Here is a 26258-nt window from a genome sequence, read left to right as displayed (position 1 = left end):
CGCGGCCAGTGCACCGGGATGCAGTTCGATCGCCTTGGCAATGGAAACCGCCCACCACGGGGCATCGGTCCAAAGGAAATGGTCGCACCCTTCTTATAGAAGGGTGCGACCATTCACTGTAGCGGCGGTTCTGCGGGCCGAAGATCAAAACTTGATCTCCAGGATTGCCTGATCGAGTCTTGAGCTTCAGTACGCCACAAGACTTCCCTGGGTTTTGCTTAGGCCCCACATATCTTTCGAGCAGTCACCTTGCTACCAGTAATTTTCTTGATGAGCTTCAAGTCCTTGGCGGTGGCTTCATGCCAGCCCTGGGCCTTGCCAAACGCGTCATAATGCTTTTTAGGGTTCGTGGAAGCACCCGTCAGCTTGAACTTGTACGGCATCTCACCGGCTCCCGCGATCTGGCCAACCCAGACGGCTTTTCCGGTTCGAATTCCTTGGCTGCATCCGGACCTTGAAAGTCTTTCACCGGCATAGGTCTCAAACATGGTGACTTTCCGCCCCTGGACCGATATAGCCTCAATCCATCCCCGAGACTCTTTGGTTTTGTCGTTGTATTTTAGTTGACTGACGTATATCCGGTTCTTGACTGGACCCGTCATTTCCTTTGCTGTCGCGACGTGGTTCCAAGGCAGGATCCCGCTGGGAAGACCGCACTCGCTTGTACCAATGGCGTACTTCGCGAAGTGGAACCGGATGCCCTTCGACGAGACGACCCACGCAGTGGGCCGGGGAATATGGCCAGATCTACCCGGCTTGGCACTGGGAATCATCGGGCTAGCGCAGAGTTCGAGCTTCGGGTCGTATTGGAACCTATGGGCAATGGCTACCTTGGTGGTGACGTCGTCCTGGTCCACAAATCTCCCGATCCCGACCGTCTTGCCAGTTTTCAAATCCAAGGTGAACGATTTCACCTCACTCGATAAAGTGGCTCCGCAGGCATACATGTCGAACTCAATGCTCACCGAAGCGTAGCGTTGCTTGTAGACGTTGCTGTACGCCGGAGACGCATCGAATGTTGCGGTGTCGGAATTCTTGCACTCGCCATAGGTCGCTCTATTGAACTTCCGTTGCATGGATTCGACCAGAACATTGGCATGCGACTTAAACGCCTTCCGGTTCTTTGAAGTGGAATTCTCCAAGACAGGCAACGTGATCGTCTGGATCGAGGGATCATATCCGTTGAACCGGTTGACAGTCGTCTTGCCCGAAACAATTTTCGGCGTTTTCACCTTCTTCTTAGCGGCGGTCACAGCGACTGCAGCCGATGATGTTATGTTGCCTGCCGACGCGGCGACCGCGGCACTAGGCAGGGTAAACGACGCCACGATCAGGGCCCCGGATACAAGTACAGAGACTAGCTTTCTCACGAATTCCCCTTTTGTGCTTCTATGAGAGATTTTCAGCAACGTTACCCCATCGCATGGAATGATTCGAAGGGCTATGTGACCAGAGCACATAACGCAAGTCCGGTGACGCGAAAGGGTCCGGTTGCGGGCTACAGTGATCTGCTGTGCCTCAAATCTCGATGCGTGCCCTGAATGGCAAACTCGATTGGCAAAATTACGAGAAGTTCAGGCATCTTATTGGCCTAATATGTCATGAATCCGCTTTAAATAGCAGTAGGCCCCGAAAAACCGGGACCTACTACAGTGTGGTGTCAGCTTCGATGGCAAAAAAGAAACTAACTCCTAAATCGTAACGACAATTTCAATCCAAACAAAATATGACGCAGATCGATACGTCTCCGCATCTGCCACTAACGGCGGAACGGATTGCTGAGGGTTCCGATTCCCTCAATTTCAATTTCCACTCGCTGTCCTTCGGTGACCAGGCCGACGCCTGCCGGCGTGCCCGTGAGAATCACATCGCCCGGAAGCAGCGTGAAGGCCTGCGAAGCATAGGCAACCAGGTCGTTTACACTCCAGACCATTTCCGAGGTGTTGCCGTCCTGGACTACCTTGCCGTCCAGTCGGGTAGTCAACTGCGTGTCATCCTGGTCCAGCTCGGTCTGGATCCAAGGACCCAGCGGGCAGGAACCGTCCCAGCCCTTGGCGCGTGCCCACTGGCCATCGGTTCGCTGAGCATCGCGGGCGGTGAGGTCATTGGCAACGGTGTAACCGAAAATCACATCGCCGGCCTTTTCCGCCGGAACGTCCTTACAGATTCTTCCAATGACGACGGCAAGTTCGCCCTCATAGGAAATCTCGTCAGAGAAGCTTGGCAGTGTGATTGGGTCGCCGGAACCGACCACCGCCGTGTTTGGCTTCAGGAACATCAGCGGCTCGGCTGGAACCGCGTTTCCGAGTTCGGCGGCATGATCAGCATAGGTACGCCCAAAGCCGATGACCTTGGAACGGGGAATGATCGGCGCCAACAGGCGGATATCTTCAAGCTTGTGCTTGGCGCCGGTGGGCTTGATGCCCTGGAAGAAAGGGTCGCCGGCAATGACAAGAACGTCATCGCCTTCAACGACTCCATACATTGGGTCACCGTCAACTACAAAACGAGCAATACGCATGCGTTACACCTTAGTCGTTTCTTCTGGATCGGTTTCATCGCCAGCCGAGGCCTTCGGCTCGTCAGACGAAAGCACCGGATCTTCATCCCCGGCAATAAATGCGGGCTTGTCCGGATAACCGGTTGGGTTGGTCGATTGCCAACGCCACATGTCTTCGACCATCTGTTCGAGACCCCGTTCGGCCTTCCAACCGATTTCTTCGCGAGCCAGGCTCGGGTCTGCATAGCTTGCCGCGACGTCACCGGGGCGGCGATCAACAACCTCATAAGGGATCTCTTGCTTGGACGTCCGGGCGAATGCCTGGATAACTTCTAGGACGGAGGAACCGTGTCCCGTTCCAAGGTTCCAGGCATGAAGCCCACCGTGGTCCTGCAAGTATTCAAGGGCAGCCAAATGGCCGGCACCCAAATCGACTACGTGAATGTAGTCACGCACTCCGGTGCCATCCGGCGTCGGGTAATCGCTGCCAAAGACGCTGACCTTTTCGCGCACACCAACTGCAACCTGTGCAATGAAAGGCATCAAGTTGTTGGGGATGCCCTGTGGATCTTCGCCGATGCGCCCCGACTCGTGGGAGCCGACGGGATTGAAGTAGCGGAGCTTCGCAATTGACCAGCGCGGGTCGGATGCCGCCAAATCATCAAGCATGAATTCAATGTGCAGCTTCGTGCGCCCATAAGGGTTTGTGGCAGAGAGCGCGGTCGACTCCGTGATTGGCAGCTCCTGCGTTTCTCCATAAACCGTTGCCGAGGAGCTGAACACGAACGTGCGGACATCATGGGCATCCATGATCTCCAGTAGGTTGAGCGTGCCGGTCACGTTGTTGCGGTAGTAGGTGAGCGGCTTAGCCACGGACTCCCCCACTGCCTTGAGTCCGGCAAAGTGAATCACGGCTTCCGGGCGGGCCAATTCAAATACCTCTTCAAGACGCCCAGCGTCCAGCAGATCCCCCACATGAAGGGTGGCGTTTTTACCGGTCAATTCGGCAACCCGGTGAAGGGCTTCAGGCGAAGAATTGCTTAGGTTGTCGTAAACGTGCACCTCATGCCCCTCTTCAAGCAGCAAGAGAACAGTATGGGATCCGATATAGCCGGCACCGCCGGTGACCAAAATTCGCATGATTTCCATTCTAGTTATGTTTGACCAGATTCATGCGATTAAACGAGTGTTGGGTGGGATTCAAAACGAATCCCACCCAACATGTATTGCCTAAGATTTAGGCCAGTCGCTCAAGCCATCCGTGGCGATCGGCAACCGCGCCAGTCTGAATGCCCAGCAATTCGGTTCGCAACGCCATGGTTACTTCGCCTGCCGGGGCTTCTGGGTCACCGATGTGCTCTTCACCGTTCTTGAGGACGCCGATCGGGGTGATGACGGCAGCCGTGCCACAGGCAAAGACTTCCTTGATATCGCCGTTGGCGATTCCCGAACGCCATTCCCCCAAGGTGATGGTCCTTTCTTCGACTTCCATCCCACGGTCCTTCGCAAGCTCGATGATCGAGGAGCGGGTAATGCCTTCAAGAATGGTTCCCGTCAGGCGCGGGGTGACAAGCTTGCCGCCCTTCATGACGAAGAATACATTCATGCCACCAAGCTCTTCCACTGCCTCGTCATTGAACGGGTCAAGGAAGAGGACCTGCTTGCAACCGTTTCGTTCGGCTTCAAGCTGTGCAACCAAAGAAGCGGCATAGTTGCCGCCGCACTTGGCCGCACCGGTACCGCCACGCCCGGCGCGAGCATAGTTGTGCGAAACCCAAATCCCAACCGGCTTCAGTTCGCCGCCGAAGTAGTTACCAGCTGGTGACGCAATGACACGGAAAGAAACCTCACGTGCAGCGCGGACACCCAGGAAGGCCTCGGTGGCGATCATGAAGGGGCGAAGGTAGAGAGCCTCGCCGTCACCGGACGGTACCCATTGGACGTCTGCCTTGACCAAGCGGCGCAAGGACTCGACGAAGGCTTCCTCATCAAGTTGCGGGAGTGCAAGGCGCTCGGCCGAGCGGTTCAACCGAGCAGCGTTTGCATAGGGACGGAAGGTCCAGACTGTTCCATCCGCGTGACGGTATGCCTTGAGGCCTTCAAAGATTTCCTGGCCGTAGTGCAAAACCGAAGCCGCTGGATCCAAGGAGATGGGACCGTACGGTTCAACACGAGCGTTGGCCCAAGTACCCGTCACACCAGCATCACCGGCGGTCCAGTCAATGACTGCCGTGTGGTCGGTGAAGAAGTCGCCAAATCCGGGATTCGCCAAGATGGCAGCGCGGTCCTGGTCACTCTTGCGTTGGTGTGAAAGTTCTTCGGTGAATTCCATGATGCCGTCAGGCTTCCTCTTCGAAAGGGTTTTGCGGTGGCAAGTCAATCATGACTTGCCACCCAATGATTCGGTTCCGTAGCGAACCTAGACTCAAGCCTAAGCCAGTGCCGCTACGATTGCATCGCCGATTTCAGCCGTGGTGCGCGGGTCGGTCATTTCGTCCCGCGAAGCAATGTCGCTTTCCACTGCTTCTTCAACGCGACGCGCGGCCTTCGGCAGCCCAACGTGATCCAGCAGCAGCGCAACCGAAAGGATCGCAGCGGTCGGGTCGGCCTTCTGCTGTCCGGCAATATCCGGCGCCGATCCGTGTACCGGTTCGAACATGGAAGGAGCCGTGCGATCCATATTGATGTTTCCCGAAGCGGCCAATCCAATGCCGCCGGTAATCGCACCGGCTTGGTCCGTGAGGATGTCACCGAACAGGTTGTCAGTCACGATAACGTCAAAGCGCGATGGATTGGTGGTCATGAAGATCGTTGCGGCATCGACATGCAGGTAGTCGTGGGTGACGTTTGGGAACTCGGCGGCAACGGCTTCCACGGTCCGGCGCCACAAGTGGCCGGCGTAGACCAAGACGTTGTGCTTATGCACGAGCGTCACGTGTTTGCGTGCACGTTCATTGGCGCGACGGAACCCGTCTCGAACCACGCGCTCCACACCATATGCTGTATTCACTGAAACTTCAGTGGCAATTTCGTGCGGCGTGCCTACCCGCAGGGCACCGCCGTTGCCCACGTAAGGCCCTTCGGTTCCTTCTCGGACAACGATGAAGTCGACATCTCCGGGTTCCGCCAGAGGGCTCGGAACTCCCGGGTAGAGTTTGGCCGGGCGCAGGTTTACAAAGTGATCCAAGCTAAAGCGGAGCTTGAGCAATAGTTCCCGCTCGATGAGCCCGGACGGAATCCGGGTATCACCGGGCGCCGCACCGACCGCGCCAAAGAGTATGGCGTCGTGGGACTTCAAGGCCTCGAGGGTTTCGTCCGGCAGGGTCTCCCCCGTTTCAAGCCAATGTTCGGCACCAAGCTTGTAGTCGGTCAGCACCAGCGGGACTTCGCTCAGCTCGGCTGCCTTCTTCAAGACTTTTACGGCTTCGGCAATTACTTCAGGCCCAATTCCGTCACCTGGAATGACGGCAATATTCAAGGATTCGCTCATAATCTCATGATAGCTATTCGTATCACTATGTGATCACTCTGTCTCAAAGTGTGGACTTTTTGGATAAATGTGACGTCCGCCAATCAGCCCCTGGCATGATGCCACGAAAGCAGGTCCGAGAGTAGGCTTGCCACAGAGACCATTCCCCCGAAAACGCAGGACCATATGACTCCACATCGCACCATTGACCGCTGGATACGCGAAAACCCCAACAAAGTAGATCTCATTCTGGGTATCGCAATCTGGCTTGCGTTTGGTCTCTCCAGTGCATTTACGATGTCAGGTATCGTCGTGAACGGTGTCAGTCAGTTCGTTCCGGCGTTGTTTTTGGGGTCGGCGCAAACCCTCCCCCTCATTTGGCGTCGACGAAGGCCCGGTATTTCGGCGGGTGTAATCGTAGCTGCCCACCTGGTTCAGGTGGGCATCACCGATGTCTATCTGCCATCACAGATTGCCGTTCCCATTACCGTGTACACGCTTGCTGCTTATGCGAAAAGGTGGCAATCCATCGCCGGCATTGCCGCCGGTTTTCTCGGCGCACTGCTGGTGACGTTAAAGCTCAGCATGGCCAACGGTTTCACCATTGAAGGAACCCTAATCAGCTTTGTGGGGCTCGGCCTCGTTGTCATGGTCGCTTGGACCTTTGGCGATCTGGCACGCACACGTCGGCTGGCGATGCAGACCCTGGAAGATCGTGCTCGAAGGCTAGAAATCGAGCGGCAGCAAGAGCGAGATCTGGCTGCCGCGGATGAGCGTAGCCACATTGCGCGCGAAATGCATGACATCGTGGCGCACTCGCTTTCCGTCATCATCACCCAGGCTGACGGCGCCCGGTATGCAAGTGAACACGAACCGGAAATCGCGCGCGCGACACTTGCCACGATTGCCAATACCGGCCGAGGGTCGCTTCGCGAGATGCGCCGGCTCTTGGGGGTACTCCGGAACGACGAGGAAGCTTCCACCCGGCCGCTCCCCACCCTTGCAGACATCCATGATTTGCTGGATGCAACAAGAAAAACCGGCCTTGACATTAGCTACTCGGAATCCGGTCAAGCACGCCGGGAACTTCCTGCGGGTGCCGAGCTGACGTCATACCGCGCCATTCAGGAAGCCCTGACGAATGTGGTCAAGCATGCAGGTCCATCCGTTCAGGCAACGGTGAGACTCGCTTGGGATTACCGTGGATTGAATATCGCCATCACAGACAATGGCCGCGGAGCCGGCGCCCTCGGAACCGCAGATGCCGGTCAGGGCTTGCGGGGAATGAGTGAACGGGTTTCGCTCTATGATGGCCGGGTGGAAGCGAATCCAGTTCCCGGCGGCGGGTTCCATGTTGCAGTATTCATCCCTTACACAGAGGATTAGAAACTTGTTGAAAGACAATCCCATTCGCGTCGCCCTCGTAGACGACCAGCTTTTAGTTCGCAGCGGCTTCAGGATGCTCATCAACTCACAACCCGACCTTGAAGTGGTTGCAGAAGCTTCCAATGGACGGGAAGCTCTCGCTTCTCCGGCGTTGGCTGGCTCTGATGTCATTCTGATGGACGTTCGTATGCCGGAAATGAATGGCATCGAAACCACCGAGCATTTGCTCGCTGGACGGTCCAAGGATTCGCCTGGGCCAAGGGTGATAGTGCTGACCACTTTCGACCTTGATGAGTACGCACTTTCGGCAATTCAGGCAGGCGCCAGCGGGTTCCTGCTTAAGGATGCGCCTCCCGAAGAATTGCTCGAATCGATTCGCACAGTATTCCGCGGTGATGCCGTCATCGCTCCGTCAACCACTCGCCGGCTGCTGGACCATGTCGCACCGATCCTTCGCCGTTCGACTTTGCCGGACAGCATTCACGTCAAGGCGGTGGAATCGTTGACACCCCGTGAACGCGAAGTTTTCGGGCTTATCGCCAACGGCCAGTCCAATCCGGAAATCGCCGCCGGCCTCTATCTCTCTGAAGCCACGGTCAAGACGCACGTTGGACACATCTTGGCCAAGCTCAACGCGAGGGACCGGGTTCAGGCAGTCGTGATTGCATACGAAACAGGTGTGGTGACGCCCTAGGGACCTGCACCTGAATTCAAAATCCACGGATGCTATCCGCTGCAGGGAAGCAAGGAAGCACAGAATGTTGTCTAGGCCTGCGCCCTGGAACAAGTTTCAGTGCCGTATGCAATGTTCTCCGTGTTGGCACTGTTGACAGGGTGTTTCGGGTGTGCGACCTGGTTAACCCGCGTTTGAAGGGCACTAACAGGTTGATCATGACGGTCGGGATCGCGCAACAGAAGTCCGGCAATCCAATGACATTGCCTCCGGAGATAGCGGGAAGATCTTTGATTCTAGAAGTGAGCCCACCAGCACGCGCTCCGTAACTGTTCTTGGACGGTTCATAGCTTGATTCTGCCAAAACTAAGTTAGACACAATGATTGGATTGCTGATTCTCGACGTCCGTGATCGAGCCGGTTTGCTCCCTCACCGTGGTACCGCTTAGCTCTGGCATGTTAGGAAGCGCTTACGCTCATAGCGCAGCCATCGCCATTCGCTGCTTGGAAGCACATTATTTATGCCTTCTACATATCAGGCCCTACAAAATACCTACCGTATGACTGGATACGGTATGCCGAGCCTCGCGGCTTAGAATAGTACGATATCTCCAGCACACCGCATTCGGAAGGCCAAATGAAACACCAATTCTTTAGCAGCATAGCCAAGTATGCAATCCGGGCACCTTCCGGCAAGAAGCAACTCGGTTTTGAGGCTTTCCACGCCCAAGATTGGAAAACTGCTGCAATAGAGTTTGATGAGGCTCTTCGGAACGGCGAAAGCGACCGAAATATTTGGTTGAGTGCCGCTTCGGCACATGAGCGGATGGGCAGTCACGATGTTGCAGCTACGTACACTAGTCTAGCGAATCGACTACACCCATCAACATGCTACGATTCCGCTGCAGCCTTTGGGGTTTATGCCGCCGCGCCAGTTGAACGTGACACTATCGCAACGTTCCTCACTGAACATGCGGCGGAGTTGAGTACCAGTGCTGAACTCGCGTGCTTACAAGCGAAAGAGCGCACAACCGCTGCCCGAGCTTTCGTCTATTGGGACACCGACAACCGACCAGACATTGTGCGCCAGTGCATCGAGTCGATGCATAAGTTTGCCCCAGAAGATCTTGAAGTTGTAGAGCTCAATGCAGCAACAATCAAGGATTGGGTAACGATCGATGAAAGTCTTCTGGCTGGCATCGAGAATCCAGCGCACCGCTCGGACGTTATCCGATTGAACCTGCTCTCCACACATGGCGGTCTCTGGCTAGACGCCACCTGCCTGCTGAACCCAGGCTTTCCCTTCCTGTACGACCAGATAAACCGTGAGAACTTTTTCCTGTACACCTATCGTGGGTCTCGTACCGGCAATTGGTTCTTCTGGGCTCAGCCGGACTCGTACCGCCTGCAACTACTGCGCGCAGCATTACACCTCTGGCTTGAATCTGGACGCCCTTGGTCCAACTACTTCATGTTCCACGACATCGTTGAGATGCTCTACTGGACCGACGCCCGCTACCGCAATGATTGGGACACCGGTCTGTACTTGCACCCCCGCGAAGCCTTGGAAATGAACAAGTCTCTCGGACGACGCCTTGCCGATCATGAGTGGTTCGATATACGCCGACGAAGCCCAGTGAACAAACTGACATGGAAGTTTGATCAGTCCAAGCTCGGCGATCCGACGACGGGCGTTGCCCGCCTTGTTTCAGAGGCAGCACGGGGACAATAAGTGCCCATCGCAGGATAGTCACGACACTACGAATGAACAGATTGTGCCGAAATCCGTCTAACGTACGAATGTTTGCATGGAAACCGAATTATGCTTCGCTCTACGCCGGGCCGCACAACCTATCCTGAACCGTCAATTGAAAGCAACGTTCCTGGCTGCCCTGGACCAACACCTCGTCACCGTTTCGCCGCGGCCAGGCTTTGGCCACCAGCCCAACCCAAAACTCGGTCGAGGACGACTCCACGGTACAAACGGTGGAGGCAGAATTCGCCGGATAATTAATCCGGCATCGATACCAATCGAGCCGCAACTCTGATATCGACCGCCCTGCCGGGAACACCCGGCGGGGCACGTCCATCACTGACATTTCGTAACAACCGGTGCCAGCTTGATCGACAACTTAAGCGACTTTCAACAGCCCTGCAGCTCCGAACCCTTCCTCTGCGTATGGATACTGACGGCGCTCACTCCCAGATTTTTCTTCAAGTTGGGTACGGTGGATACAACGCGGTGCTTTGTCATCTCTCAGCACATCGTTTACACCTCGTCAGAACACCGCTACCATTTGACGCTATTTAGCACAGTGCGATGACGTGATCCAGATCCGGCGAACCAATCCGCAGATCTACCACCGGGGCTGGATCTTCAAGGTGCCCATCCACCTGGTCAGTGAGTACCAGCTGATCCTGACCAATGATGCGTACACGCTTTACGGCACCGTTGACGGCGAGCAGAGCCTGTACTTCCCGCTGCCGGTCAGGCTGGCCTCCAGTGCCAGGCTGGTGCCCTTGTGGCAGGTGCACGGGGCACGGATCAGGGATCCGAAACCGGCCTGGACGCAGAAGAGGATCGACTACGAGGACATCTACTTCTCCGTGGAGGAACCGGCCCAAGCCTGAGCGGGGAATCCGGCACGCGTGGTGTCAGCGATCTGTTGAGTTTGATTGTCAGTGATGTGCTGACGCCACGTGTAAAGGATGTATCGAGTTCGTTTGTAAACGATGTAATGAGTGCGTGTGTAAACGAAGGCATGAGTGATTACATCTGACGAGGTGCGTAAACGATGTCCTGAGAGATGACCCACCAACTACGTGGACTGGGTGTACCACCTAGCCTGACGGTTTCATGAGGTGCGGTGTCATTAAGCAACTTTAGCAGCGAAAAGGTGGCCTGATCTGGAAAATAGAGGTTACGACGCCATCTATCCACCAAATCAGGACTCACCTTTTCAATGATCAATACTATCCGTGTTTTTCCCTCCGTTCCCGTATCGTTCAGCGGCCAGTTGCTGGTTTCCCACGCCGGGTTGAACGTACTGAGCTCGTTCGTGGACGCGACCGGTTTCGGTGCCTTGTGCGAGGACCGTTTCTCCCAGTTCGTCCCGGAGCGTGCCGTGCACCGGCCGGGCCGGATCCTTGGCTCGCTGGCGGTGATGCTGGCCGGCGGCGGGGAACACGTCTCGGACCTGGACGTGCTGCGCAACAGCCCGGGGCTCTTCGGGCAGGTCCCCTCGAACGCGACGGTGTCCAGTTTCGTGGCACGGGCCACCGGTCAGCCCGAGGCATTCGCCCACGGATTCACCACCCTCAGCCGGCGACTGCGTTCGCGGATCTGGGAAGCTGCAGGGACACGGAACCCCGCTGTCCTGGCCACCCGGCTGGATCCGCTTCTGATCGACATCGACGCCACTCTCGTCACCGTGCACTCCGAGAAGGAAAACAGCGTCGGCACCTACAAGGGAGGGTACGGGTTCGCCCCGATGGTCGCGAGCATCGATTACGGCTCGGAGAACGGGACCGGGGAGGTCCTGGCCGCGATGCTGCGCCCGGGAAACAAGACCGCCAACAACGCCAAGGACCACATCACCGTGCTGGCCGAGGCCCTGGCGCAGCTGCCCGAGGCCTTGCTCGACGGGCACGGAAACCTGGATACGGAGAGGATCCTGGTGCGCACCGACAGCGCCGGGGCCTCCCGCGAGTTCCTGCACCACCTGCATTCGATGGGGCTGCAGTTCTCCACCTCGTTCGCGCTGCCGGTTCCCAACGAGCGGTTCATCCACTGGATAAACGACAAGGAGCATTGGGAGCCGGCCCTGGACCAGCACGGGAACCAGCGCCACGATGCGTGGGTCATCGACGCAACCAAGGTCATCGAGCTGAAGGACTACCCCGACGGCACCCGCCTGTATTTGCGGGCCGAACCCTTGCATCCCGGGGCCAAGGCCTCGCTCTTCGACGTCGACGGGCATCGGGTGACGGCGTTCCTCACCAACGCACCGCGCTGGAACGTCGCGTTTCTTGATGCCCGGCACCGCGCCCGGGCCAGGTGCGAAAACAGGATCAAGACACTGAAAAACACGGGGCTGGGCAAGCTACCCTTCAACGCTTTCGCCGCCAACCAGCTCTGGGCGGACCTGGCCGTGCTCGCGGTGAACTTCGTGTCCTGGATGCAATTGGCGGTCCTGCCCGCGGGTCATGGGGCCGGGGTCTGGGATATGAAGCGATGGCGCTACCGGGTTTTTTCGATCGCCGGAAAGCTGATCAGCAGCGCCCGGCAGAGAAGGCTGCTGATCCCCGAGGCGGCACCCGAAGCCAGTCTCTTCACCGTGCTCATCGACGGCTCCGCACGGTTGCGGCACCGCTGGCGGCAGGGGCGCCGCGCGACATAGCCAGCGATGCCGCGTGCAAGCCCCTTCAAGACGAAAGAACAACCTATCCGGGAGATGGAACCCGGCGCCTGGGCCAGCGATATGGCCATACCGGCATGCCCGCAAAACCAGTCAGGCCGTTGACCCCGGGAAAATCACGGATTCAACGGCCTGACGGCACTCGATGAAAAATCGAGGCTAGGTATATTTGCCAATTTGGGGCTATTTAGCACGGAACCAACGGCCTGCCGGCACCCGACGAAAAGTCAGGGCCAAACAATAGAAAAGTGGTGGCGAAACATTTCAGTATCGCCACCACCACAAGAAAATCGCTTCTCAGTGTCTCCGAAGACTAAAAATCAATCATTCTTCAAATTATTAATAATTCTATGCAGCCTCGAAATCTTTCGCTTAAATGATTCTCTGCAAGTCGAAAATGTCTGAGAAATCTTGTGCTTATTTTCCCAATGATATACAAGCCTCGGTAGTTTAGCTGTACGTGCCAGCGAAATCTGCATTGATCTTGTCTTATGCAACAATTCGGATCCACGCATGGAATCGGTAATGTCCTTCAACGTGAAGGCTGGAGCAAACTCACGTTCCGTAGCTCCCATTTCCACTGAATCCTTCAATGCACCCAGTCTCTGAACGTAGATATTGTTGCCAGGATGCGCCTTGAAATGCTCAAATCCGAATCGAAACGCGTTGCGGCCTAAAGATTCAAGGTCAACAAAGTCAGTTCGCGCATACAACCTTGCAAACTCAACAAGACCCTTTTCTAGGGCTCGATGGAGAACGGGATCATTCTTCCTGGTCAACATGACGGGCACCACGCCGTCAGGCGAATCGGAAAAACCAGCCACAGTCCCATGTTCGAGGTTCGCAAATACCGCTTCCATAAACAACATTGAGTAGTTGGCGCTCGTGAAATTATGACGCACCGATCTATCATCAGTTGAGTAAATGCTCCTTGCATAGTAGAAGGGAACGGCGATTCGCTCTCCCCGCATCTCTTCCACGATATTGATCAAACAGTCTTGCGTGTAGCCTCGGCCCCAATATTCAACAAGGGCAAATTCTTCATCGAAATCAATGACAGAATCCAAGTACCGTGAAACCAGATCTCGATCAATCGCCCCAACAGCGAGAACATGCTTGCGGAATGGCTCCGACAGTTTCAAAATGGCCAAAATCTCAGAAAGTTGAGTTTTGGAGAGCTTTTCAACATTTGCATGCTGGTCAATTTCCGGGACCAATTGAACTAGATCACTAGCACTAAGATTAACAATTTCTGCCAGAGACTTAAGATTCTCAGTACCGGAAAAACTTCCATAGATCGAGAACACATCATCATCAATTTCATTGACCTGCGATGCTAGTCGCCAGGAGGCTCGCGAACCATAAATGTAAGCAGTCCGTAGAGTGAGACCCCGTTCCTCAATCAAGGCATCACAGATTCGCTTCATATGGTGACCGTCGCGCGATACAAAGTAGAGCGTTTTGTAGCCGCGCCTCAGCGCGTCCGAAACCACCCAATCCACGTACGGCACCAGATACAGCGCTACATGCCGGAACGAAAACTGTTCATGCGATGTACGTTGCATCCCCCAGCGGTTTCCATGCAACATGCTGGCAAGCTGATATCCGTCATAGTTTGGAATTTGTCGTACTAGAGCGCGTTCGTAGGCATCAAATGTCGGTGTACGCCGTTTAACAGTTTGAATTCCCATTGCGCGCGCCGACTTGATGTCTGCGTGGTCGTTATCGCCAGTATGGACCCATTTTTCATAGTCGTAGCTCAACTCGCGGTACACATGCAAGTAGAGTCGCCTAGTTGATTTTTGAAGGCCGACAGTACTAGAGAGAAACAGAGGCAGTTCAGCGAGAAGCGGGTCTGCCTTTGCCAGCATTCGCTTGATCGTAGCTTCAGGTAGATACATGTCACTGATGAGGATAACGTCGTTGCCCTCATTCTTGAGCTCGCGCACCTTGTCAATCATCGCCGCGTTGGGCAACGTATCGGAAACCTCTATCTCCGTTTCCCAAGCCATAAGGGCCTGGCACTGTTCATCGCTTAGCATAAACGTGCTAGCAAGCTTTTGGTAAATATCCTCAAATTGAATTTCTAACATACCGGAGGATTGAAATTCTCGTCGCTTACGCCGGTTTTCTCGAACTGCAGCTTCAGCCTGCTGGCGTGCCTCAGGAAAACGATCGACAAGATACCTTGGGAAATTCAAGTTGCTTGAACGAATTCGCTCTTGCATCGCATAAAATACGGAAACGGGCAAGACTCCGCGCCTATGAATCACCGTGTCGAAAATGTCAAAGCTATAGAGCGTCGGAAGGGGAACATGCACTGGCTCAAACTTCAGTGCTGCATCAACGATGCTCTCACAGTCGCTAGGCGATGAATACTCCCAAAAGCGCTCTTCCAGTTTGGCATTTTCTTCAGCTGGAACCCGGTTATCAGATCCGATAGTTGTCAGCAACTCTTCAAAATTCATAGCGATCGTCCCGCAAGAATAGTCTAAGTAGTCAAATTCCGGCTGTAGTACAGGATTCGTACCGTCGTTGTAGTCAAAAATATAGCGAATTACATTTGATACCCCGGCTGCAAGCATGTCATACAAAATTGACGAATAGTCAATGATTGCCAGATCAATTTGGCCGAAGATCTCGTATATATCATTCTTATTGTCCCAGAACAGAAGATGTTTGGAAGATCCATGGGTCTCACGCATGAGGCGGAAGGATGCATCATTCTCCATATGCGGATGCATTTTTACGATCAGAAGCGTGTTTGCACTTTCCAAGGACTCAATGAGTCGCGGCATGTCAGGAAGTGCTTGCGCTAGGAACGCCGCCGAAGATTCTCTGCGGGGCGTGGGTGAATAGATAGCGATCTTCGCATCTGAACTCAGTCCCCGTTGCTTCAATACATCATGATCAAAAGTTGACACCTCGCCATACTGCTTAGTGTAGGTGTTCTGCGGATAGCCCGCACGAATGATGTTGTGTTCAGCCAGACCGATCTGCTTGCGGAAGTGTTCTTCCATCATCGGCGATGTGACCAAGAAGAGCTGTGATTCTCGATAGGTACGGTTGTGCTTGATGTATTTCTTAGCAATTCGCTCAGAGAGGTAGCCTTCAGTCATGCCACGTTCAATGTTTTTGACGCCGACGCCGTGCCAAAGGTTGAGGATAGTGGCGCCCTCGAGATTCTTGGCGATATGTTCCTTGACCTGGTTTACGACAAAAACGCCGGCACGTTTCTGGATAGCGTTTCCTTCGGGGGTCCCGAATTGTGTAGCTTTGAAACCTAAACCGCGAATCAACTCAATTGTTTCCATGGAGTCGCAGATCCACCATGCCTCGATATCAGCGCGGTGTTTGTGGATGTACGTAAACAGCCATTTGGGGTTGCCTGTGAAAGTATTTGCTGAGTTGAAAAGCCAAACGTTTTTGTTGCGAACAGTCATTCTTAGAGTCTTTCAATAATTCGAATCTGTTTTATGATCACAGATAAGGTGAATCCTCTTGCTTGAGGTGAAAAGAGGACGTGTACTAGTCTCAGCAATACATGCTTTTGTTGAGCCGCCTATGGCCCAACAAGAAGTTGCATCGCTCCTCGCGCTATGAACATGTTCAGTCGTCGGACATGACATCAGCGGATACCGTCTGCCTATCCAATGTCCACACTTCTTAGCGCCATTCGGAAAGATTCCCCACCAAATAGTCAATCAATCACACTGAAATCTTACCATCGCACTTGCATGGCGGACGAAGAACGGCATCGTCGCAGCTAGGATATTCCGACGACTTGCCTAACTCAAAATTATCGAGCTGTTACTGTGGTCTGGTCGGTCGCCACTTAATCTGCCTCGGTTCCGTGATCTATCGCGCAGTGGTACACATTTTGGCCGCTCTACGCCAACGCGCGCTAAAATCTCTGTGCAATCCAGAAGTCCAAGCATTCTTTAATTCAAGTTGGGATTGTTGACAAAGGATTTTACTGTAGAGCTTCTATTCCGCTCAAAAGTTGCACTTCGGACAAAGTGTCCTAAATGCATCTAGAGCATCCGTCTTCGGCCGACGATTGGACCCACGTCTATTCTTCACCAAGTATTTGAGGCTAGAGGCTAGGATCTTCGTACTTCGGGAAAATCGGCGTCGGTGCAGGTAGCTCCGTGCCGGCTACCAGCGCGGTATTGAATGCATCGAAATCTCGAGCCGATCCCTCGGGCTGACCCAGAACGTCAAGCAACGTCGCCGCCGCGGTCGGCATGACCGGCTGCACCAGAAGGGCCACGCGGCGGACAACCTCCAGGGTCACGTACAGGACGGTTTCCATGCGCGCAATGTCGGTCTTCCGCAGCACCCAGGGGGCCTGGTCCGCGAAGTAGGCATTCGTGTCGCCCAGAACGGTCCAGATGGCTTCGAGCGCCTTGCTGAACTCCTGGCGCGAGTACGAGTCGCGGCAAAGTTCGAGGAGCTTGCCGGCCTCAGCCAGGATGTGCTGGTCGGCGTCGGTGAAGTCTCCGGGGGTCGGTACCAATCCCCCACAGTTCTTGGCCACCATGGACAGCGAACGCTGGGCCAGGTTTCCGAGATTGTTGGCAAGGTCCGAGTTCATGCGGGCCACGATGACTTCATGGTTGTAGCTGCCATCCGCACCAAACGGAACTTCGCGCAGGAAGAAGTAGCGGACCTGGTCCAGCCCGTACTGCGAAATGAAATCGGTGGGTGAAACAACGTTGCCCAGCGACTTGGACATCTTCACGCCGTTGTTGTGAAGGAAGCCGTGGATCATCACGCGCTTGGGCAAAGGCAATTTCGCCGACATCAGGAAGGCCGGCCAGTAGATCGCGTGGAAACGCGAAATATCCTTGCCAATCACGTGCACATCGGCAGGCCAGTACTTCTTGAAGGATTCGGCCTCTACGTCTGGGAAGCCGGTGCCCGTCAGGTAGTTGGTCAGCGCGTCAACCCACACGTACATGACGTGGTCCTTGTTGCCCGGAACCGGGACTCCCCAGTCAAAGGTAGTGCGGGAAATCGATAGGTCTTCCAGACCGCGTTCCACGAAGCGGATGACTTCGTTGAAGCGTGAGTGGGGCGCACCGAAGTCCGGCTGGGACTTGTAAAGCTCAAGCAGCTTGTCTTGGTACGACGAGAGCTTGAAGAAGTACGATTCCTCTTCGGTCCAGGTGACCTCGGTGTCAGTTTCCTTGGAGTATCGAATGCCGTCTTCACGGACTTCGGTGTCTTCCTCTGCGTGGAAAGCCTCGTCGCGTACGGAGTACCAGCCTGCGTACTTGTCCAGGTAGATGTCGCCATTTGCCTCCATGCGCTTCCAGATGGCCTGGGCAGCGGCATAGTGGTCGGAGTCGGTGGTGCGGATGAAGCGATCGTAGCTGATGCCCAGCTCGTCGTTCATGGCCTGGAAAGCATCCGAATTCCGCTGGGCCAGCTCGCGCGGGGTGATCCCCTGCTTCTCCGCTGTCTGCAACATCTTTTGGCCGTGCTCGTCGGTACCTGTCAAGAAGAACACGTCAAAGCCGTCAAGTCGCTTGAAACGTGCCATGGCGTCAGTCGCGATTACCTCGTAGGCATGCCCGATGTGCGGCACGCCGTTCGGGTACGAGATGGCGGTGGTGATATAAAACGGAGTCTGCTCAGAAGTCACCCTAGAAATCTACCGTAGTTTGGCAGTAAACCGCCCATCGGAATCGCTATGTGAGCTGATCGAGCTGGTCCCAAAAAGCGATGCGAAGGGCCCTACGGACTTCCTGCAGGTCCGTCTTCCACTCGCCGATGCGCTGGGCACAGTCCTTGAGCAGCACACGATCTATTTCCGCCGGCAACAGCGGTCGGTCTGCAATCAAGTCCTTTAGCTCCGCTTGTGTGGTGCTGGCGTGCCAGTTCTTCGCGACGCTGGCACCGACTTCCTCGGCCACATCCATGTCCGAGGCATCATGGGACGTGCCGGCTGCAAATCCCGAGCTCTGCTGTGTTGAACTGTAAACGAGTTGATAATCAGGCGGTGTTGGCGTCGCATTGGGCTGAGCCTTGGGGCGGGATTGCAACAGCGCCGGTGAGGGAGGCTTAGGGAGGCCGGGCTTTGGCGTGACGTGCAATTCTTCCGATGCATCCTCGGCACTCTTGGCTTGGGTGCCTGCACTGGCGATGGCTGCAGATTGGGCCGCATGTTCAGGATCCCACGTTACGGCCTTCATGAAGGATGAGGCGATAAGTTCCTCGGGCAAGGTGATAATACTGTCCACCCGGAGGGCCAAGTGTTCAGCAACCGAAGCGACGCCCAAGCGGTGATCTGCCTTCTCCACGCCGATAAGCACCACCTTCATGCCCAAGTCCTGGGCTTCTTCAACAGCCTCCGCCAAGTCATCATCGCCCGACACTAGGAACGCAACGGAAGCGGCACGATTTCGGGCAATCCCGACCAAGTCAAGAGCCAGTTTTAGGTCTACGCCCTTTTGCTCTCCGTTGAATGAAATACGCCCCAAACGAACCTTGACGCCAGGGAGAAGGCCAATGCGTTTGTGCTGATCGGTAAAGATGGCATCTTTCGCCGCGTCATACCAATAAACGCGAAGGTTCTCCAAGCCGGAAAAATCATTAGCTGTTTTAAGGATTCCTTCAATCAGGGCTTCGTAGTTAACGGTAAAGGCTGAGCGCAGAGTTGTCCCAGAAGTTCGGTGCCCTCCGATTGCCAATAGAAAGCTTGCGTCCACGAAAATTGCACTCTGTGACATCATGCATTGATCCTATGCTCTTAGGCAGTTGAGTTGGGGAAACGCACGGATCATCTCAACTCTACACAGGGAGTTCCCAGCACTTCGGGGGGGGTAAGCCAACGGTCCGCGGCTACTGGGCCAAATGACCGTCGGGCTGTAAAACCATTAATGACAAAACGTGCCCCGCACGCCACCGCGACTATTCACGGGACTTAGTCCCCTGAAAGTACTGGCAGGTACGAGGCACGCTATGCGTTACCAGTTGAGGCGATTAACCTTCGAGGTTGATTTCACGCGCCACGGTGGCGCCGATTGCAGCTCCTACGATGTCGAGTACGCCGGCCGGCAGTGCCGAATCAACCGCAAGTACGGCCAAAGCCTCGCCACGTTCCTCCTTGCGCGCCACCTGCATTCCGGCAATGTTTACACCCTGCTCGCCGAAGACGTTACCCAGGGTGCCGATGACACCCGGGCGGTCTGCATAGCGCAGAACGATCATGTGATCGGTGACGGGGATTTCGATTTCGTAACCGTTGATGCCTACGAGCTTTTCGATCTGCTTCGGACCGGTCAAGGTACCAGCGACGGAAAGCTGGGTACCTTCGGAGGATGCACCCTTGATGGTGAGAAGGTTGCGGTATTCCGGGGAATCCGGGCTTGTAACCAAGCGTGTTGCAACGCCGCGCTGTTCGGCCAGTACCGGCGCATTGACGTATGAGACCTGATCGGAAACCACGTCCATGAAAACGCCCTTGAGGGCCGAAAGCTCGAGTGCCTTAACATCCAGGGCGGCGATTTCACCGGCGACCACAACGTCGATGCTGGTCAACGAACCAACGGTCAATGCGTTGAAGATTCGTCCCAGCTTTTCAATCAGCGGGATGCCTGGGCGAACGTTTTCGTCGATGATGCCACCTGCGACGTTGACCGCGTCAGGCACGAGCTCGCCGGCCAACGCCAAGCGTACGGACTTTGCAACCGAAACTCCGGCCTTTTCCTGGGCTTCGTCGGTCGAGGCTCCGAGGTGCGGAGTGACAGTGACATTCTCAAATTCAAAGAACGGCAAATCGACACTAGGTTCCTTGACGAAAACGTCAATGCCGGCGCCAGCGATCTCTTCGTTTTTCAATGCCGTGTAAAGGGCTTCTTCATCAACGAGGCCACCGCGGGCCACGTTGATGACATAGGCCGACTTCTTCATCTTCGCAAAGGCGTCCTTGCCAAGCATGCCCAGTGTTTCCGGAGTCTTTGGCATGTGGATGGTAATGAAGTCAGACTGGGCCAACAGCTCATCCAGGCTCACCAAGGTGACGCCGAGCTGCTGGGCGCGAGCCGGGGTGATGTACGGGTCGTAGGCGAGGATATCCATGCCGAAGCCCTGAAGCCGGGCGGCAACCAAGGCGCCGATGCGGCCAAGGCCGATGATGCCGGCCTTCTTCTCAAAAAGCTCAATACCCGTGTATGAGCTACGCTTCCAGGCACCCGCCTTGAGTGAGGCGTTGGCGGCCGGAATACGGCGAGCAAGGGAGACGATGTGTCCCACGGTCAATTCCGCAGCGGAGATGATGTTTGAGGTCGGTGCATTCACGACCATGACGCCAGCCTGGGTTGCGGCCTTGATGTCAACGTTGTCCAGACCGACACCTGCACGGGCGATTACCTTGAGCTTCTTGGCTGCTGCAATGGCCTCGGCATCGACCTGGGTTGCCGAGCGAACCAGGATGGCATCAACGTCGGCGATGGCAGCCAACAGCTGGGAGCGGTCCGCACCGTCTGTCTGGCGAATTTCAAAATCTGGACCCAACGCCGCAATGGTTGCGGGCGAGAGTTCTTCGGCCAATAGGACGACTGGCTTGTTTTCAGACACGGGTTGGCACCTTTGCTATTTCAGTGGGCTGGATGCTTGGCCCGGGAACGACCGGACCAGATGCCAGAATATCGTCCGGCCCGTAATACTTCGGGGTCCACTGCGCGATGTTACGGCACCAACACCCTGGTTTGTGAACCATTTCACAGAAAAATGGGTCTTCGTCAAATTCACGTCCGATTGGCCTGGATTTCACCCGGTATTTCGAGGACGTTGAATCCACGCACTTTCAAATTCAGAAGCACCGACCACCCTCTTTCGAAAGTGGATGTGAATATCAAGGCTGCTTTGGCCTCTCATGATTCCGCGTTGGAAAGCCGGGTTCCCACACTCATATCGTCGCAGTCTGTGCGCACACGCTGGTCAACTCGGATTCCTTTCCCTGCCCTTTGAAATTAGACGCAACAGCTCCCACTCATGGATGCACTGAGGATTGCACACACACACACGATCTTGACTGCCATTGCCGTACCGTGGACCAGGATCTGACCGCCTCCCTACGCGTTCGATGAGTCATATGACGATCTGGTGGAACTCGATAGCTACACGCTGGCGGCAGGGAGGCGTTCGACGCTTCCAGGAAATCCACCGCATCAACCGATTCCAGTCGACGCCGTCGACAAATAACCTGACTCCGCGAGCGGTCCCTGGCTACGGGACAGGGAACTAGTTCTACCGCGGGTCCAGATACAAACTCCCCCGCTCCATCCTGTCCGACCTCGACCGGTGGACTGACGCAAAATCAAGTGCGTCGTGCTGACCTTCGCTGTCACGAAGCGACCCAAGAGCTCGATGCTTATGCAGCCTATTCCGCAAAGCTGTAGAGGCGAAACATCTTGCGCCCCGCTTTGTCACGACCTGTCGGGTTCAGGCTATGTTGTATGCGCACTTTCCCGCCATTCGTGGGATCAGCCTCAACCTTGATTCCTTCCGCCTCGAGGGAAGCCACGTAAGCCCCCTTGATGACGTAGGTGCGATCCTGCTTGACTTTTCCGCCGTTGGCATAGGCAAACCGGTAGATTGTGGGCGCTTGGCCAGGCTGGCCGCCAAAAACGTAGAGAAATTTCTTGTTGGTTCCAACGCCCTTGATGTCGAAACCCTGAAAGGAATTATGCGGGCGGGCTGGTTCCTTGAACTGGGACACCATCAAGCTCTTGGCTTTCACGATCGACAGTTTCTTTCCGGGCGCCTTCTTCATGAGCGCCGTCAAAGCCGCAGTTTTGTAGATCGCGTAGTAGCTGGATGATGCAGCCGAATCAACCTGTACCCGAAGTGCCAGACGATCACTGCCATCAGCAATGGCGACGTTGCTGCGGATACCGGCACCGGTCTTTCCAGGGGCAACGGCGGCCAAGTTCGTGAGTGTTCCAACCACGCGGTACTTGGCCAGCTTCGAACCGGCTCGAGCCTTGATGTACTCGATAAGCGAGACCTCACTGGCGAATTTGTAAACAGTCGCCTGCACAGCCTTGCTCCCGACCCATGCGTACGTGCGGCCCTTCTCCGTATAAACCTCGAGCGACTCGCCGTGCCCATAGCCCGGCAGAATCACGCTGTCACGCTGCGCGCATATCCCAGTCGCCGTGCGTGAACACCTAGATAAACGAGTATCGCTCCCCACTTGCTGGGCGAAGTAGACGTCCGCCCCTGCTCCATTGTCGAATGTCTGGATTATTTGGTCCTGCACTGGCGGGGCAAACTGGAACACCCGCTGTGGGGTAAGTGAACGTTTTACAACGGCTGCACTGGCAGTGTTCGGCGTGCTCGTTATCAAGAACAGAATGACCAAAATTGCAGCGGCGAGTTTGAATCTAATTTTTTCCATCAGAACTTCTCCCCAAAAAAGAAACACTGAAGTTGGAAGGGCTTCGCGGTCCCAGTAGCCCCGACTCGACCCAGTCTAACGATGCCCCATACCACATGGGAAGGCATGTTCAAAATTTCTTCAGTAACAAAAGCTTAATAATGAATGCCTGAAGGGCATCTTCACGTCTCACTGCCATCCACCAATACGTCCAAATCAACCAACGAATCTCCTCGGATGCGCCAGGCGCTAGACCTTATCTATAGGGCTCGTAGTGCAGCAATTTCGACCAATCACCCTCTTGGGCTCTGCTGATATACATGATGCCCCAATGGACTACACGCATTCTTTGCGCTCCTCCAATTCGAGCTCGCCCAAAGGGAAAACGTTGCACCCCCTATCCCGAAAACCCAGGCGACAGTCAAGTCGCCCCGGACCGTTCGGCTCGATGATTCCGCGTCTACGTGCAACCAGCATCCTGTTCGCATTCTGGCCCCGGCCCACGCAGTCCTTCTGCGGCTTCACGCGATTTGGCCCAATTCCTGTATCGAGCATGGCTTCCTTGGCAACGCACATTGAACCCGCCGTCACCCGTTCTTACCTCGGGCACTTGGCCAAAGTGATGGTTCTTGGGAGAAAGAGTGCACCGAGCGGTCCGCAGGTCGGTCATTTTGCATCACAGGAGCACCCCGAAGCACGCTCCCTAAATGACTAACGACAAGATCCCCTCACCCGATCGGGTGAGGGGATCTTGTTTGCTGGCCACCCACGGAGAGTGCCTTTACGCGTGCCGCTTGGGAAATGGAATTCCACGTCGGCATTCGGCCAGGCAACATCCGCCACATTTTCCATGCCGTTCAAGGTACGCGGCCAGCGTTCCCCTGCTGGCTGCTTGAACCGGGCAGGGGTTCGGCAGGCGGCTTCAAGGTTTGGCTCGCGACCGGCACACCCCGAACCAGTTAGCGCAACGAGAATTGGGTTGTGTAGACGCCCACTACGCGCGATTGATCGAAACGAAGGAAGAGCTCAATCTAGATCACGGCCGCGCAGGAGTACACGATTGCTGGCGCAGTCCCGAAGACTGCTCAAGACCGCCCCAACGCTGTCACGTGCAGCATTCAGTGCTGGCTGGTCGAAAGATCCCAGGTTCCACAGAATCGGCTGCGACGCCCTAAACAACAACCGACAAGGCGAATAGTGAGGGAGTCAACTGACTCGGGGCACCAACCAAGGCTATGCCCCGCGAACCGCAATTTCCCCCGGCTTTGCGCCCTCGGCGCCGAACACCAGGTGACGAGTGGCGATTTTTTCGGTGAAGAACCTGTCGTGGCTGACCACGACGACTGCGCCCGGGAAATGCAGCAATGCGCGTTCCATCACCTGGGTGCTGGACATGTCCAGGTGGTTGGTCGGCTCATCGAGGATCAGCACCGAGGCACCCGATAGCAGGCACATGGCCATTGCCACACGTGATCGCTGGCCTCCCGAAAGGTTGCCAATGCGGTTCTTCAGGTCTGCCTCGGAGAACTGGAACATGGACAGGAACCGGTTCACGGATTTCTTGGTCGCGGTGAATGCAAGCGAATTCGGCATCGCATTGACCGCATGGGTCACGGTGTCTTCCGGGTCCAGCTCTTCAAGGACCTGGTTGTATGAGACAACCGCTGCGCCCTTGGTCCAGGTGATATATCCGGCGTCCTGCTTTTCCTGTTCGGTCAGGACGCGCAGCAGTGTCGACTTGCCGCTGCCGTTGGAGCCGAGGATGACCAAGCGGTTGCCACGGCGGACTTCGAAGCTGAGGTCGTTGAACAGCGTCTTCTCGCCGTAGGACTTGCTCAGCCCCTCAACACGGCACAGGGTGTCCTTGATGTGAAGGCCACTGTAGATTTCGGTGATGATCTTGTCCACCGGGCGCGGGGCGCGGGACTTCTTGATCTTGGACAGCTTGCTGTCCAGTCCCTTGCTGGCGGCCTTGGCTGCTTCGCGGCGGTCGGAGATGCCTTCGGCTTCGAACGCCAGAAGCTCGGATTCGTGGACAAACTGGGATTCGAGGGTCTTGAGCTTGAACTGTTTGGCTACCACATACTCGGCAAAGTTTCCGGGGTATTCGTGCAGGTGGAAGTTCTCCACCTCGATGATCCGGGTCACCACGGAGTCAAGGAACTTCCGGTCGTGCGAGACGATGATCGCTGCGCCCTTGAAAGACTTGAACCAGTTTTCCAGCCATTCAACGCCGGCAACATCCAGGTAGTTGGTCGGCTCGTCAAGCAACAACACGTCCGGATCCTCCAGCAGGATCTTGGCCAATGCCGCCCGGTTGCGCCAACCACCGGAAAGCGAATCAATTGAACACACACGGTGGGCTTCATCAAACCCAAGAGTCGTAAGCACGGTGTCGATGGAACGTTGGTAGTCCCAGCCATCCAGCCGATCCATGGATTCAAAGAGTTCGGACTGGCGGTGGATCAACCGATCCATTTCATCGGCGTTGGGATTCCCTGCAATGGCCATGTCAATGGAGGCCAGTTCAGCTTCGATGTCCTTGACCTCGACAAACAATTCGTCGAGCACCTCGGCAATGGTCGATGATCCGTTGAGCTCGGAGAACTGCGAGAAGTAGCCGATCTTGGTTCCCAGCTCCACGGAAACTGTTCCGGTATCCGGTTCGACCTGGTCCAGGACGAGCTTTAGCAATGTCGATTTGCCCGAGCCGTTCTTGCCAATGAGGCCGACACGATCGCCGGCCTCTAGTTTGAAGAAGGCCTCGCGCAGGATCTGGTTGTTTTCAAATCGCACGCTGACATCGTTTAGCCGGATCAGGCTCATGGGGTGGGTCCTATCGAGAAGGTCGTTGGCAACACACAAGGTTGCTTTGAAGAGTGCACGTTCCCGTAGGAGTACATCCGGTGTTCGACTGGCAAATCACGGAGCCCAAACACCACCATCGATTCTACTAGCCGCTGCACCACACTCAGATCGCCAGTTGGAGGGGAAAGAGCTTCCCCCAATGGCCCAGCCCGGGTCGTTCAGCGTCTCCTCAGATGGTTCAGCGGGCTCGTGCTCTACCGTGACAACGCTGCCCGCTACATGACGCTGGAGGCCTTGCTCTACCTGTTGTCTCGGGGTGCCGGTCTAGGCGGAACCCGGGCCCCAATGCCACACTTGAATCAGGAGGTGTGCCGTGGCAAGCAGTGACTCCACAAGCTCACGGGACAGCTCCGCCCACGATGCGTTCGTGTGGAAATACTTGGAGAACCTGTCGCTTCAAGAGATCGAATCGATCATGCTGCACGCGGAAGCGAAAGTTGAGAGCATCGCCCATGGCCAGTTGCTGGCTGGTCGCCCGATAACCCAAAAAATTCGCGACAGACTGGTTCAAAGCGCTATCTTGCGCGAAATCAATCTTCGAGCCGGATAGAAGC

The 26258-nt window shown here is 55.6% G+C and carries 16 protein-coding genes and 1 pseudogene; 6 read left to right on the top strand and 11 right to left on the bottom strand.

Annotated elements, in window-relative coordinates:
• Positions 1 to 218: 218 nt before the first annotated feature.
• From ACIQLF_RS10100 to ACIQLF_RS10080, 5 genes are all read right to left on the bottom strand, one after another.
• Complete coding sequence (locus ACIQLF_RS10100; protein ID WP_400297573.1) at positions 219 to 1370, bottom strand: hypothetical protein; 1152 nt, start codon at positions 1368 to 1370, stop codon at positions 219 to 221.
• Positions 1371 to 1759: 389 nt separating this feature from the next.
• Positions 1760 to 2521, bottom strand: a complete 762-nt coding sequence (locus ACIQLF_RS10095) for a fumarylacetoacetate hydrolase family protein (protein ID WP_400297570.1) — start codon at positions 2519 to 2521, stop codon at positions 1760 to 1762.
• 3 nt (positions 2522 to 2524) lie between these two features.
• Positions 2525 to 3640 carry a UDP-glucose 4-epimerase GalE gene (galE, locus tag ACIQLF_RS10090; protein ID WP_400297747.1) on the bottom strand — a complete coding sequence of 372 codons (1116 nt, stop codon included), beginning with the start codon at positions 3638 to 3640 and terminating at the stop codon, positions 2525 to 2527.
• 97 nt (positions 3641 to 3737) lie between these two features.
• Complete coding sequence (locus ACIQLF_RS10085; protein ID WP_400297567.1) at positions 3738 to 4832, bottom strand: branched-chain amino acid aminotransferase; 1095 nt, start codon at positions 4830 to 4832, stop codon at positions 3738 to 3740.
• A gap of 99 nt (positions 4833 to 4931) precedes the next feature.
• Positions 4932 to 5990: a 3-isopropylmalate dehydrogenase gene (locus ACIQLF_RS10080; protein ID WP_400297565.1), complete on the bottom strand. Its 1059-nt coding sequence runs from the start codon at positions 5988 to 5990 to the stop codon at positions 4932 to 4934.
• A 165-nt stretch (positions 5991 to 6155) separates the two neighbouring features.
• Here ACIQLF_RS10080 and ACIQLF_RS10075 point away from each other — a divergent pair, with 165 nt between their 5' ends.
• The 5 genes and pseudogenes from ACIQLF_RS10075 to ACIQLF_RS10055 all read left to right on the top strand — a co-directional run bounded on the left by ACIQLF_RS10075 (position 6156) and on the right by ACIQLF_RS10055 (position 12428).
• The gene (locus ACIQLF_RS10075) at positions 6156 to 7355 is read left to right on the top strand and encodes a sensor histidine kinase (protein WP_400297562.1); all 1200 of its coding nucleotides are present in this window, start codon (positions 6156 to 6158) and stop codon (positions 7353 to 7355) included.
• 4 nt (positions 7356 to 7359) lie between these two features.
• Positions 7360 to 8049 carry a response regulator gene (locus ACIQLF_RS10070; RefSeq protein ID WP_400297560.1) on the top strand — a complete coding sequence of 230 codons (690 nt, stop codon included), beginning with the start codon at positions 7360 to 7362 and terminating at the stop codon, positions 8047 to 8049.
• A 616-nt stretch (positions 8050 to 8665) separates the two neighbouring features.
• Positions 8666 to 9760, top strand: a complete 1095-nt coding sequence (locus ACIQLF_RS10065) for a capsular polysaccharide synthesis protein (RefSeq protein WP_400297557.1) — start codon at positions 8666 to 8668, stop codon at positions 9758 to 9760.
• A gap of 581 nt (positions 9761 to 10341) precedes the next feature.
• Positions 10342 to 10659, top strand: a pseudogene (locus tag ACIQLF_RS10060) (IS481 family transposase); the annotation flags it as partial.
• A gap of 332 nt (positions 10660 to 10991) precedes the next feature.
• On the top strand, positions 10992 to 12428 hold the full coding sequence (locus tag ACIQLF_RS10055; RefSeq protein WP_400297554.1) for an IS1380 family transposase: 1437 nt from the start codon (positions 10992 to 10994) through the stop codon (positions 12426 to 12428).
• 338 nt (positions 12429 to 12766) lie between these two features.
• Here ACIQLF_RS10055 and ACIQLF_RS10050 read toward each other — a convergent pair whose 3' ends face one another.
• From ACIQLF_RS10050 to ACIQLF_RS10025, 6 genes are all read right to left on the bottom strand, one after another.
• Positions 12767 to 15889 carry a CDP-glycerol glycerophosphotransferase family protein gene (locus tag ACIQLF_RS10050; RefSeq protein ID WP_400297551.1) on the bottom strand — a complete coding sequence of 1041 codons (3123 nt, stop codon included), beginning with the start codon at positions 15887 to 15889 and terminating at the stop codon, positions 12767 to 12769.
• A 653-nt stretch (positions 15890 to 16542) separates the two neighbouring features.
• Positions 16543 to 18096 carry a methionine--tRNA ligase gene (metG, locus tag ACIQLF_RS10045; protein WP_400297549.1) on the bottom strand — a complete coding sequence of 518 codons (1554 nt, stop codon included), beginning with the start codon at positions 18094 to 18096 and terminating at the stop codon, positions 16543 to 16545.
• A 46-nt stretch (positions 18097 to 18142) separates the two neighbouring features.
• The gene (locus ACIQLF_RS10040) at positions 18143 to 19186 is read right to left on the bottom strand and encodes an NYN domain-containing protein (protein WP_400297546.1); all 1044 of its coding nucleotides are present in this window, start codon (positions 19184 to 19186) and stop codon (positions 18143 to 18145) included.
• A gap of 250 nt (positions 19187 to 19436) precedes the next feature.
• Positions 19437 to 21032 carry a phosphoglycerate dehydrogenase gene (gene serA / locus ACIQLF_RS10035; RefSeq protein WP_400297544.1) on the bottom strand — a complete coding sequence of 532 codons (1596 nt, stop codon included), beginning with the start codon at positions 21030 to 21032 and terminating at the stop codon, positions 19437 to 19439.
• Between the two features lie 805 nt (positions 21033 to 21837).
• Positions 21838 to 22857 carry a hypothetical protein gene (locus ACIQLF_RS10030; RefSeq protein WP_400297541.1) on the bottom strand — a complete coding sequence of 340 codons (1020 nt, stop codon included), beginning with the start codon at positions 22855 to 22857 and terminating at the stop codon, positions 21838 to 21840.
• 1212 nt (positions 22858 to 24069) lie between these two features.
• Positions 24070 to 25662: an ABC-F family ATP-binding cassette domain-containing protein gene (locus tag ACIQLF_RS10025; RefSeq protein ID WP_400297538.1), complete on the bottom strand. Its 1593-nt coding sequence runs from the start codon at positions 25660 to 25662 to the stop codon at positions 24070 to 24072.
• Between the two features lie 355 nt (positions 25663 to 26017).
• On the opposite strand from ACIQLF_RS10025, the gene ACIQLF_RS10020 reads away from it, so the two are divergent.
• Complete coding sequence (locus ACIQLF_RS10020; protein WP_400297535.1) at positions 26018 to 26254, top strand: hypothetical protein; 237 nt, start codon at positions 26018 to 26020, stop codon at positions 26252 to 26254.
• Positions 26255 to 26258 lie beyond the last annotated feature (4 nt).

Source organism: Paeniglutamicibacter sp. NPDC091659, assembly GCF_044756805.1.
Classification (GTDB): domain Bacteria; phylum Actinomycetota; class Actinomycetes; order Actinomycetales; family Micrococcaceae; genus Paeniglutamicibacter.
Note: the sequence above shows the minus strand (reverse complement) of the source record. Positions and strands in the feature narration are given on the sequence as shown.